This is a genomic window from Chitinophaga silvisoli (assembly GCF_003412465.1).
Classification (GTDB): domain Bacteria; phylum Bacteroidota; class Bacteroidia; order Chitinophagales; family Chitinophagaceae; genus Chitinophaga; species Chitinophaga silvisoli.
Window position 1 is genome coordinate 387009 of record NZ_QTJV01000001.1, and the last position, 12001, is coordinate 399009.

Sequence of the window (12001 nt, forward strand, 5' to 3'; positions counted from 1 at the left end):
AATTATGAAACAATCTATACTGTTGCTTTTTTGTCTGCTGACCGTTGTTTTCCTTCAGGCGCAGGACAAGGTTACCGTCACCGGGCAGGTCCGGGATGGTGTGACCAATGAGCCGTTGGTAGGGGTAAGTATCATGGCGGGTAGTCCGCTGAAAGCGGTGGGCATCACCAATGCCAGTGGTCAGTTTTCTGCCAGTGTATTGCCTAATTCTCCGCTGGTGTTCCGTTATATAGGTTATTCCGATTATCGCATTACCCTGAAGGATAAAAGAGAGCTGGTGATCCGCCTGGCGGTGACGGAGAATAAGCTGAATGAAACGGTGATCATCGGTTATCAGAAAAAGACCCGTGAAGTTACCACCGGTTCTGCAGTGATCGTGGGTGGTAAGGAGATCCAGGACGTACCGGTATCCAACGTAGAACAACTCCTGCAGGGTCGTGTAGCTGGTTTGAATATTCAGAACAATACCGGTGCACCCGGTGCCCGTGGTATGATCCAGATCAGGGGCCTGTCTAATATCACAGTAACGGGTAGTGGGAATGATGCCTTCCTGTCGCCTACTTCTCCCTTGTATGTGATCGATGGTGTACCCATCGATGCAGATGCAAACTTTGAATATGGGTACCAGTCAGCCGGGCCGGGAGTAAGCCCAATGTCCCTCATTCCCCCAGAGGATATTGAAAGCCTGGAGATCCTGAAAGATGCGCAGGCGACTGCGCTGTATGGCTCCCGTGGCGCTTATGGGGTGATCCTGCTCACTACCCGCAGAGGTAGTTCGCCTATTCCCCTGGTGAGATATACGGGCAACTTCTTTGTGAATACACCTCCGGGCTTGCGTAAAACGATCGGTGGTGCGGCAGAAAGAAGGCTCCGCTTACAGCAGATTTATGGTAGCGGGAATATCAATGATATTTACAACATTACGACTACGCATTTCCTGGCTGATAGTCTCAATCCTTATTATAATAATTCTACCAACTGGCAGGATGTATTTTACCAGGCTACTTATAACCAGACACACAATATCAACATCAGTGGTGGCGATCCTAAATTCAACTACAAGGTGGACCTGGGCTATTATCATGAAAATGGGGTGATCCGTAATACCGGCTTTGACCGCTATTCTGTGAATACGAATATGCTGTATCAGCCCAATCCGAAATTCAGGGTATTCACCACCTTATCCACACAGGTAGGTAAAAGAAATAAAGGGGACGGAAATGGATTGACACAGAGTGGTGTGGCGGCGAATGCAGCTGCATCTTCACTGTTACCCGGTCCTTCTTTCTACCAGAGTACTGCCGGTGTATTGTCTTCACTGGATACCAAAAATGATAACAAAACTGCGAATGTAAGAGCGAGCCTGGATGTGAGTTACCAGTTGCTGAAAGGGCTGAGCCTGGGTTCCAGTGTGAGCTATGAGTATGCCAGTAATACGGAAGACAGGTTTATACCTGCTGCGGCGCACGGCGACTTCTCGCAGGTATATGCATACGATGACCGCAAGTATACATTGTACAACAGAAATACCGTGTCCTACTTTACGACGATTAAGGACAAGCACAACTTCTTCCTCTCTGCCTTCAATGAAATCTACAGCAAAGGATTTCAGGCGCAGGTGATACAGCAGGAAAAGACTCCAAACGACCAGTACCAGGGCCCCCTGGGTTATGACGGCTATGCCTCGCTGGGAGGTGGTTTGCTGGACAACTACAGCAAGCAGCACATTGCCAGCTTTGCAGGTACCTTCTCCTACAACTATAAGCAGAAGTATGTAATGGATCTCAGTTACCGTATGGATGGCACATCCAGCAGCGGTTTTGAAGATCCTTATTCAAAGAACCCGGCTATTGGTGTGAGATGGAACTTTAACAAGGAGAACGCGCTGAGTGAAAAGAAATGGCTTACCTACGGTTCCCTGAGAGGCAGCTGGGGACAAAACATTGTACCATCCGGCGATATCTTTGCCATCTATGGTACCTTCGATCCGCGTGGTACCTACAATGCCAATCAGCGACTGGGTATCAATTATTCACTCCTGCCCAATACTACTTTACAACCTACATCCACTACGCAATACAACGTAGGTTTTGAAGCAGGCTTCTTCGACAGCCGGCTGGAAGTGATCTTTGATGCCTATTACAAAACGGTGAAGAACCTGTTAAGGACCAAGAACCTGTCTAACATCACCGGTTTTGATCAGATCACTACCAACGAAACGTCACTCATTGACTATGGTTATGAGCTGACCCTGACCTTTCGTCCATTGCCACGTACCAGCAAGGTACAATGGACAGTGTCTGTGAATGCTGCACTCAATAAAGATATCCTGACCCATTTGCCCAATGGTGCCAGACAGCTCATTGAATATGACTATTCCAACAGTCAGAACACCTTGTTCCGCGTAGGCAGAAACAGCCTGACCAACTACCTGCTCAAAACACAAGGGGTCTATGCCACTGACGCGGATGTACCTGTGGATCCGGCTACAGGTCAGCGTTACCGCACCGCAGATGGTACTTACTTCAAGGCTGGCGATCCAATTTTCCAGGACGTAGATCACAACTACATCCTGGATAATAATGACTATGTACCTGCGGGCAATTCACAACCCCTGGTGACGGGAGGTCTGCAATCTTATGTAAACTATAAGAGCTGGTCTCTGAATCTCAATACATCGTATACCCTGATCCGTAAGATTCTCAACAATGCATTTGCAGAAAGAATGCAGTTCCTGGGCGATCCTTACAATCCTAAAGCAGTGGCGGATGTGGGGAGTGTGGATTACTGGACAAAGGATCATACGAATGCGAAGTATCCGAATCCATTTGATTATACCCGTTACTCTTCCATCAGGCCTTACAGGTATGATCAGACGCTGATAGAGGAAGATGGTTCTTACTGGAAGATAAATACGATCACAATTGCTTACCTGCTGAACAGGAAGTTTACCAACAGGTATGGAGTGAATTCAGTGAGAACGTATTTCACCTGCAACAACCTGGTCACTTTCTCGCCTTACAGCGGTCCTAACCCGGAGAATGTATCCGCGCTGGGACGTGATCAGTCCGGCGGTTATCCCGTACCGCGCACGTACAATTTCGGGGTGAATATAGAATTCTAACACACTAAAAATGAGAACGAATATGTATCGCAGGATATATCTCATCGCTTGTTTACTATTGATTACCCAGGGGAGCTGTAAGAAGTTCCTGGATGTAAAGGCACTTGACAGATTGTCCGGCAACGCCTTCTTCCAGAGTGCGGGCGATGTGGAAGATAATATGTGGGACATCTATGGCCTTTTCAGAGACGTTGTAGGTTCCTGTCCACTATACGCCGTAGCAGGAGAGGTGAGGGGCGGTATGCTGGGCTATTCACCGCAGAAGAACGATGGCAATGACCGTAGTTTCGTGGAGTATGCAGCCAAGAACGATTTGCTGCCATTGATTTACACGCCATCAGGCAAGGATTTCTGGAACATTTTTGACCTGGCGAACCTGTCAGACTGGAAACCATTTTACCGCGTTATACAGGCCTGTAATATCCTCCAATACGAAGTAGGCCGCAGGGTGATTCCAGACCTTTCCAATGAACAGAAACTGGAGTTCCAGGCAGAGGCTACCTTCATGCGTTGCCTGGCTTACTGGACCATGGTACGGCTTTGGGGCGATGTGGCCTACTATACGGATGCCTATCATGAGGCACCGCTGCCAAGAGAAAAAATGGTAACGGTGATGAGGAATTGTATTGCGGATCTGAGTGGTGTGATGGACAACCTGCCCTGGACATTTACAGACCCTGCGAACAGGGGGGCGCGTGCCAGCAAAGGTGCTGCCATTGGTCTCATTATGGAAATGAATATGTGGAATGCGGGCTTTGACAAAGCGAATGCGCAGCAATACTACAGGTCTACAGCAGACCTGGGCAATGAACTGATCCAGAGTGCCGCTTACGAATTGTTGCCAATCGATCAGTCATTCACCATTTTCAAAGGGCGGAGTAAAGAGAGTCTTTTTGATATCGTGATCAGCTCCAACTATGGTGAGACCTTATCTGAAAAGTGGAATGACCTTTCAGAGCTGGTGGTGCACTATCCTTACAAACGTCCGGCAGCTAACCACCAATACAGCTTTTGTTATTTCAGGGCCGATTACCTGCGCCGCTTGTATCCGACAGGTGTACCGGATGCACGTATAGAGATGTGGTTTGACTCCCAGATGTTTGCCAACGACGGAACCTTCCTTTTCTTAAAATACAATAGTGTGTATGAGCAGGGGAATGATGACGTGAATGTGGATAACAACCTCATAGTACTGCGTTATGCAGGAGCTATACTGCTCAGGGCGGAGGCGCTGGCAGAACTGGGCGAAGATGCAGAAGCGATCCGTATGATGAACCTGATCAGGGACAGGGCGAAAACAACGCTTTACCAGGGCGCTGGTGGTTCGGCGCTGAAGGAGGCAATCTTTACAGAGAGAGCAAAGGAACTGATGATGGAAGGACACTATTACTTCGACCTGGTAAGAACAGGGAGGGTGACAAATACAAACTGGTGTTATAATGCATTGACACAATCGCAGTTTGATAATGGCGGATGGACCTGGCCTATATCTACAGCTTCGCTGGATAACAATCCCTACATGCAATTAAATAATTACTGGTTAAGATAAAACATGTCTTATGCTGCGAATGATCTTATTTTCTTCGCTCATCCTGATGAGCTTATTCGCCTGTAAAAAGGACCAATATTACCGGGATTCCGGTACCCAGGATCCGCATTTCAAAGGCAATACCCTGGCGTATCTGGATGCGGTGCCTTTTTTCTTTGATTCAGTAGCGCAGGTGGTACGGCTCTCTGGTATGGAAGATGTATTTACATCGGATACACTTACTTTTTTTGCACCTACTGACCGTAGTATCATGAACCTGGTACAGACGCTCAATACCAATCTCTATAGGTACGGTTATGATACGATCAAAACCCTGGCAGATGTACCACAGGTGGTATGGCAGAAATACCTGCAGCGCTATATGTTTCGTGGAGCGAACCAGCTGAAGGATTTTCCGCAGATAGACTTCAGTCTGAAATCCATATACCCGGGCCAGGACTATTTATCCTGGAATAATACCACGATGAATATTGGTGTAGTCTACGCAGATGACAATGGGGTAAAGTATGTGGGCTACCGGCAGTTAACCTTGTCCTACATACCGGATCTCACTTATCCGCTTGATAACTGGAATACGGCATTTGTATCATCTACCAATATTATTACTGACAATGGGGTGGTTCATGCGCTGGATAAAGATCATTATTACTTTGGTTTTGACATTTTAGCATTCGTGAACGATATGATCTCTGTAATGCAAACCGGCGGTTGATAAAAAATAGAACACGATATGAAAATACTCGCATATATACTGGCTGTCAGCATAACGCTCAGTGCCTGCCGCAAAACCGACAAAGTCTATCCGGATCCCTATGCCGGGGGACGTGACCCTCTGGGGGTCACACTTAGCACAGATGCTCCTGCACCATCAGAAGCGACGGTAGGTACTGTCATCACATTCAAAGGCAAAGGTTTGTTGCCGCACAAGGATAGTATCCACTTCAACTTCAATGGTGAAGCGGGCGAAATAGTAGCAGTAGATTCAACCGGCATCCGGGTGAAAGTACCTGTCACTGCCAGCACCGGTGTGACCAGTGTATCCATTGGCGACCAGGTGTTCATTGGGCCTGTATTCAAAGTAAAGGCTAACCTGGACATTGATCCAGCCTGGAAGGGAGTAGTAGGTGCCAGCAGCTGGGTGAATGATGTATACCGCTTCTCTGATGGTCGTATGCTGCTGATCGGCGATTTCCTGGATTATGAACATAAAGGTGTGGTAAAACCCATAGGCCGCATTGTACTCATCTCCAAAGACGGGGAGATAGATCGCTCGCTGCAATCAGGCAGGGGATCAGATGGTTCACTCAGTTCTATCAGTACGCTACCCAGTGGCAAGCTGGTAGTGGGTGGCAGTTTTGGTTCGTATGATATTCACCTCGCAGAAATGCACAACATTACGGTGTTGAATGCAAACGGTTCGATAGATTCCACTGTTGTCAACACATTCGAAGGAAAAGATACGGTGCCTGCATTTAATGGCGGTACTGATGGCAATATCTACAAAGTATTTGTACATGAAAATAAGATTACAGCGGTTGGTTCATTTAGTTATTACGAGCAGTATGTGTATGGTGTATCAGATTATCTGCATGAGCGGGATTCGCTGGTGGTAGACAGTGTGCCGGTGAGGAACCTGATCCGTTTCTTCCCGGATGGTTCACTGGATTCTACATTCAATTATAATACTACACTGCATAGAAGTAATAATGGTCCGAATGGTCCTATCAGCGATGCGTTTATGCAGGATGATGGAAAACTGATCATTGTAGGTCGTTTTACTCATTACAATGGTGATCCGGCTCCATACATTGCCCGCATCAATACGGATGGCAGTCTCGATGCGGGGTTTGGTGGTGCGGGGGCCGACAACCAGATTGCCAGTATCCGCTATAATGCTACCACGCAACGGTTTATGCTGTCAGGTATATTCCGGAAGTTCGACGGGGTAGATCACCAGGGGCTGGTGATGCTGAAACCGGATGGTACGGTAGATCCTCAGCTGGTATCATTACCGATGGCGGCAGATGTGAGTTACAGGTTAGCCCAGCAGTTGAATAACGGGTTGATAGTAGTAAGTGGTTATTTCAATAAGTATGGCAATGTACACCGCAGCGGGTTCATGGTATTGAACCCTGATGGCTCGCTGGTGGCAGGATATAACAATACGGCAGATTTTAGTGGCAGTCTCACGCGGATCTTCGAAACCACTAATTCTTCCGGGCAGACACAGACCCTCATCACAGGGATCTTTAGTCGCTTCAACAGGGTAGAAATTTCGAATGTAGTAAGGTTACTCTTTAAGTAAAGGTCAATTATGCAGCACAGAATATACATCCTCCTGCTACTGGTCGGCTTTATGGCCTGCAACAAAGGCTATGACCGTATGCTGGACAAGAAAGACTATAATGACAGCACAGGTACGATTGCACGTACTCCAAAGATTTTGTTCCTGACTATAGACGGGGCCAGGGGAGAGTCGGTGAGGGATGCTGCAGCTCCCAATCTGCTGGCGTTGTCAGAGCATGCCGTCTATTCCTGGAATAGCATCAGTGATACCATTGCTTTGCGTAGCACGGGGTGGGCAGATTTGCTCACGGGCGTACACAAGGAAAAACATGGTGTGACGAAAGCTGATTTCAGCAACAACCACCTGCAGGCATACCCTGTATTTTTTAAATATATCAAAGAAAGAGAGCCTAAGTTCCGTATTGCAGCATACAGCTCCTCTGATAGCCTGGGTCAATTCTTAATAACGGATACAGATGTCAACCAGACATATGCGGATGATGATGCAGCCGCAACCCAGGCTATCCTGCAGGAGTTGACCATAGATACTGCCAGTATGGTATTTGGTCAGTTCTCGCAGGTAGAGCTGGCAGGCCGCCAGTATGGATATGATGTGAGTGTGCCCGAATATAAGGCGGCCATCTTACAGGCAGATGAAAATATCGGGAAGATCATGGCCGCGCTGAAGCAGCGGAAGACCTATGCTGCTGAAGACTGGCTGGTGATTATCACAGCCGGTAATGGCGGTCCTTATACTATTGATCCTTCGGAGGATGATGGCACAATCCTGAGCAATACCAAGGTGAATACCTTCACAATTTATTATTCTCCCCGTTATGCTACCAGTTTCTTAGACAGACCATATACGGGTAACCGTTATACCGGCAAAGCGGTGCGGCTGTATGGTAACACCGCGGCAACGGCAGTATATGCCACCATCGACAGTGGTAAGGAAGATTATAACCTGGGCAAGGATGCGGAAGCAACGATAGAACTGAAGATTAAAAAGAACAAAACTTCGGCTGGTGACTATTCCTACACATATCCTTCCGTCATCGGCAACAACATGTCGCTGGACTGGTGGAACAATACAGGCTGGAACATCTCGCTGGAAGTAAATGCCTGGGGTGTACACTTCGGTCAGAACGGGGCCGGTTTTAATATGGCTACCGCCAGCAATATCAGTGACGGTAAGTGGCATGATATAGCAGCGGTGTTTGTGAACAGGGATGACAAGCGATTCCTGCGCCTGTTTACAGATGGTAATTTCAACACAGAGGCAGATATCACCAATTATGGCAATTTCGATACAGATGCCCCGCTTACATTAGGTTACATGCCGGGCAACATAGTGAATAACCGCTGGATGGATGCTTATATCACAGAGGTGAAATTCTGGAAGGCAGCGCTACCTGACAATGTGATCAGTGAGTATGTATGTGCTGCAGAACTGCCCACATCGCATCCTTATCACGATTACCTGGTAGGCTACTGGTCATGCAAAGACGGGTATGGAGGTGTATTTAAAGACCAGAGTGAATGGGCACATGATTTCAGGATCAATGGCAGTTATAAATGGGATGACTTCAGTGACCTGATGTGTCCAAGTAGTGCCAGTAACCTGGCGCAGCTGGTACCACAGCCTGTAGATCCGGTGCGTCAGATCCTGAACTGGCTGCAGATAGCTGCCGATACCAAATGGGACCTGGATGGAAGAGTATGGGTCACTTCTTATGTAGATATTAACAAATAAATAGACTGCTATGCGTCCTTATATATTTCTGCTGTTATTTTTATTTGCCTGTGAGAAAAATGACCGCTTTAAAGATGAACAGTTAAGTCCTGTCAGTGTCGCGATCAGCAGTGAGAATGGCATTGTGAATATACCCGGGCCAGGTGAGTATACCAAGGCGACAGATGATATTACGATCCCTGTCAGACTTGTATTTTCCGCTGCAACACCGAAGCTCTTTACCGTGAATATAGGTGTGGATAACGATACCGTCAATGCGCTGATCAATAACCAGACACTGGGAAATGCGGTATTGCTGGAGGAGTCTTACTATACCCTGCCACGTAGTGCGGAGATCCGCTTCGGGCTGGATACTTTCAGTATTCCGCTGAAGGTAAGTATGCAGGCGATAGAGCGATATTATGGTCGCGATCTGGCTTTGGCAATACGACTTTCTGATGCCACGAAATCAAATACCCTGGACCTGAAAGGGCAGCTGGCGATTGTGCTGATTCATACAGATAAGGTAATAAGTGCATCAGAAATTCACTATCTCTCTTTCACGAAAGCGGGGAGTGTGCTGATGGAACCGGATGGTACTGATCATACATTAGGCAATACAGAAGTGACCCTGCCGGTGAGTGTTACACTGGGGGGTACGGCAGGAAGTGCATTTACTATCAACCTGTCCGCCACACCTGATACGGCACAGGCGCTTATAGACAATGGTACCCTTGCCGGATCCACCTTACTGGCATCAGGAACAGATTATACCTTACCAGCTTCTGTTAGTTTCCCGGCGAACACAAATGTGGCTAAATTTAATCTTACAGTGAAAACGGCTTCTCTTTTAAACAATGTGAATAACAAGCCGGTGCTGGCCATTCAGCTGAGTGATCCGACCCGCCATCTGCTGGATTCATCGAAGCGTACGATTGTATTGGAGCTGGATCCTTCCAAACTGATAGAAACAGACATCACCAGTCAGAATATCAGGTACACTACACAGTACGAAAATACCAGTAATGGTAACGAGAATTCGCCTAAGCTGATCGATAACAACATCAATACGAAGTTCCTCTTAGGCAGCTTCTCTACAGTGTGGGCAATGCTTGAATTTGCTACGCCGCAGACCACTGGTGCTTATACAATGACATCGGCAAACGATGCACCTGACCGTGATCCTAAAGACTGGACAATAGAAGGTTCCAACAATGGAACAGACTGGGTAGTATTGGATAAGCGGGTAGATCAGAACTTTGGTTCCCGTTTTCTGACTGTTAAGTATACCTTCTCCAACCAGGAGGCGTATAAGTTTTACCGCCTCTATGTGACCGCTACACATGGCAGTTCTCTTTGGCAACAGGCAGAATGGCGGCTGCTCAAACGGCCCTAGCAATAGATCTGGCACGTTGTTGATGGTATATTCCATAAACAGTTTGTTATGGAAGTACAGGAAATGAAGATCAGCAGTAAAGCCTTCGAACATGAAGGTGCTATGCCGGCTAAGTATACCTGCGATGGTGATGAAGTGAGTCCGCCATTGCATATAGAAGGCATTCCTGAAGGTACGATTACCATGGCGCTGATAGCGGAGGATCCCGATGCCCCTAAGGGTACTTTTGACCACTGGCTGGTATGGAATATAGACCCTGTGCCAGATATAGCAGAGGGTGGCAGACCGGGCATCAGTGGTAAGAATGGCGCGGGTAAGACAGGATATCATGGAGCATGTCCGCCAAATGGGTCACACCGTTACTTTTTTTACCTGTTTGCCCTGGATACAGACCTGGATCTGCCGGCAGGTGCATCCCGGCAGGAGTTGCAGGATGCGATGCAAGGGCATATCATAGGTCAGGGCAGCCTGATGGGAACATATCAACGTAATTAAAAAAGGTTGTATCAAAAGTAAATTCCGGGAATTAATCCGGATGCATTGGCAGAGAGAATTCTTGTTTTTTTAATTCTCAATGCCTTCAAATTACTTTTGATACAACCTCTTTTTGTTCATAATTTTGAGCCAATGAAAATCGAACTCATCCAGGGAGACATCACTAAAGTTCATGCAGATGCAATTGTAAACGCAGCTAATACATCCCTGATGGGCGGTGGAGGGGTCGATGGTGCCATCCATCGCGCCGGCGGTCCGGCTATACTTGAAGATTGCCGGAAGATCGTGGCCCGCCAGGGCCAATGCGCCACCGGAGAAGCGGTGACCACTACCGCAGGGAACCTGCCTGCCAGGTACGTCATTCACACAGTAGGACCTGTATGGAATGGCAAAGCTAAAGAAGAAGAATTACTGGCCAATGCATATCGCAACAGTTTGGAACAGGCTGTGGCACACGATGTGAAAACCATCGCGTTTCCTAATATCAGCACAGGTATTTACCGCTTTCCAAAAGATAAGGCTGCACAAATAGCTATCACTACAGTAAGGGATTTTGCCGAAAAAAATAATACAATTGAAAAGGTAATCTTTGTATGTTTCGACCGGGAGAATTACGATCTGTACAAATCCCTATTATAATAAAATCTATGAGAAGAATCAGCATCCTAATGGCGCTTGCAATAGCAGGGTGTCATCAGGAAAACAAGACATCACAACGAGAAGAAACGGCCACGGAAACCAGTACGACTACATCCGGTTCAGCCACTTCGGCAGCCGCATTCGAGAGCAAAAAAGTACAGGAAGGAGTAAAAGTACTGTTCGATACAGTCATTGCTGCCAAACAAACAGATGCCTTTATAAAGGCGAAATATCCTTTCACTTCAAGCAGTATTGCATTCACTCACAACGATGAGGATATCACCGGGGATAGTACGACCACCCGGGTTTCAGTTTTCCACATTCCGGGGTATGATATTACCTATAAGTTTGAATTTAAAGAACAGTTCGAACCGGGTATCAGTACCATTACTGTCAATAAAAAGCAGATCACCCGCATCATTGATGAAAGCGGCAGTACGATCAATGATTGTGGATACCTCAACTGGGCCGGTTCTCCGATGGAAACCTGTACCATCAATGGTCAGCAATATGTGATACTTGCAGGTACTAACGAATGGTCTTCAGGTATGTTCACCAATCTCTGTTTTGGGCTGCTCATACCATTGGCAGAGAATAATACGACTGCCTATGTGGTAGCCAGTTATGGTCAACTGGCCTTCTACCCCAAAGGTGAGGCCGGCAGTACGAAGCTGACCTTTATACAGGGAGGTCGCCTGGAAGAAGATGAGGAAGAAGAAGAGTCAGACAGTATGCGTATACAGATTTCACAGCTTGACATCCGCCAATAAAAACAGTAAC

Annotated in this window: 9 protein-coding genes; all 9 read left to right on the forward strand. The window is 47.2% G+C overall.

All coding sequences use genetic code 11. The features are described from left to right. Positions 1 to 4 precede the first annotated feature (4 nt). Positions 5 to 3124: a SusC/RagA family TonB-linked outer membrane protein gene (locus DXN04_RS01715; protein ID WP_116851577.1), complete on the forward strand. Its 3120-nt coding sequence runs from the start codon at positions 5 to 7 to the stop codon at positions 3122 to 3124. 10 nt (positions 3125 to 3134) lie between these two features. After that, positions 3135 to 4673: a RagB/SusD family nutrient uptake outer membrane protein gene (locus DXN04_RS01720; RefSeq protein ID WP_116851578.1), complete on the forward strand. Its 1539-nt coding sequence runs from the start codon at positions 3135 to 3137 to the stop codon at positions 4671 to 4673. 10 nt (positions 4674 to 4683) lie between these two features. Continuing rightward, positions 4684 to 5385, forward strand: coding sequence for a fasciclin domain-containing protein (locus tag DXN04_RS01725; protein ID WP_116851579.1), 702 nt, complete (start codon positions 4684 to 4686; stop codon positions 5383 to 5385). Between the two features lie 18 nt (positions 5386 to 5403). After that, on the forward strand, positions 5404 to 6978 hold the full coding sequence (locus DXN04_RS01730; RefSeq protein ID WP_116851580.1) for a DUF5008 domain-containing protein: 1575 nt from the start codon (positions 5404 to 5406) through the stop codon (positions 6976 to 6978). Positions 6979 to 6987: 9 nt separating this feature from the next. After that, entirely contained in the window at positions 6988 to 8712 is a 1725-nt protein-coding gene (locus DXN04_RS01735) for an alkaline phosphatase family protein (protein ID WP_116851581.1), read from the forward strand. A 10-nt stretch (positions 8713 to 8722) separates the two neighbouring features. After that, entirely contained in the window at positions 8723 to 10087 is a 1365-nt protein-coding gene (locus DXN04_RS01740) for a BT_3987 domain-containing protein (protein ID WP_116851582.1), read from the forward strand. 48 nt (positions 10088 to 10135) lie between these two features. Further along, the gene (locus DXN04_RS01745) at positions 10136 to 10582 is read left to right on the forward strand and encodes a YbhB/YbcL family Raf kinase inhibitor-like protein (protein WP_199414967.1); all 447 of its coding nucleotides are present in this window, start codon (positions 10136 to 10138) and stop codon (positions 10580 to 10582) included. 132 nt (positions 10583 to 10714) lie between these two features. Further along, positions 10715 to 11221 carry an O-acetyl-ADP-ribose deacetylase gene (locus DXN04_RS01750; RefSeq protein ID WP_116851583.1) on the forward strand — a complete coding sequence of 169 codons (507 nt, stop codon included), beginning with the start codon at positions 10715 to 10717 and terminating at the stop codon, positions 11219 to 11221. Positions 11222 to 11229: 8 nt separating this feature from the next. Then, complete coding sequence (locus DXN04_RS01755) at positions 11230 to 11991, forward strand: hypothetical protein (RefSeq protein ID WP_147319812.1); 762 nt, start codon at positions 11230 to 11232, stop codon at positions 11989 to 11991. The last annotated feature ends 10 nt before the right edge of the window (positions 11992 to 12001 follow it).

What these genes read in the sequence shown, in the direction of transcription:
- DXN04_RS01740 (WP_116851582.1), top strand. Translation starts at nt 8,723, where the DNA reads ATGCGTCCTTATATATTTCTGCTGTTATTTTTATTTGCCTGTGAGAAA.
- DXN04_RS01715 (WP_116851577.1), top strand. Translation starts at nt 5, where the DNA reads ATGAAACAATCTATACTGTTGCTTTTTTGTCTGCTGACCGTTGTTTTC.
- DXN04_RS01745 (WP_199414967.1), top strand. Translation starts at nt 10,136, where the DNA reads ATGGAAGTACAGGAAATGAAGATCAGCAGTAAAGCCTTCGAACATGAA.
- DXN04_RS01730 (WP_116851580.1), top strand. Translation starts at nt 5,404, where the DNA reads ATGAAAATACTCGCATATATACTGGCTGTCAGCATAACGCTCAGTGCC.
- DXN04_RS01725 (WP_116851579.1), top strand. Translation starts at nt 4,684, where the DNA reads ATGCTGCGAATGATCTTATTTTCTTCGCTCATCCTGATGAGCTTATTC.
- DXN04_RS01720 (WP_116851578.1), top strand. Translation starts at nt 3,135, where the DNA reads ATGAGAACGAATATGTATCGCAGGATATATCTCATCGCTTGTTTACTA.
- DXN04_RS01735 (WP_116851581.1), top strand. Translation starts at nt 6,988, where the DNA reads ATGCAGCACAGAATATACATCCTCCTGCTACTGGTCGGCTTTATGGCC.
- DXN04_RS01755 (WP_147319812.1), top strand. Translation starts at nt 11,230, where the DNA reads ATGAGAAGAATCAGCATCCTAATGGCGCTTGCAATAGCAGGGTGTCAT.
- DXN04_RS01750 (WP_116851583.1), top strand. Translation starts at nt 10,715, where the DNA reads ATGAAAATCGAACTCATCCAGGGAGACATCACTAAAGTTCATGCAGAT.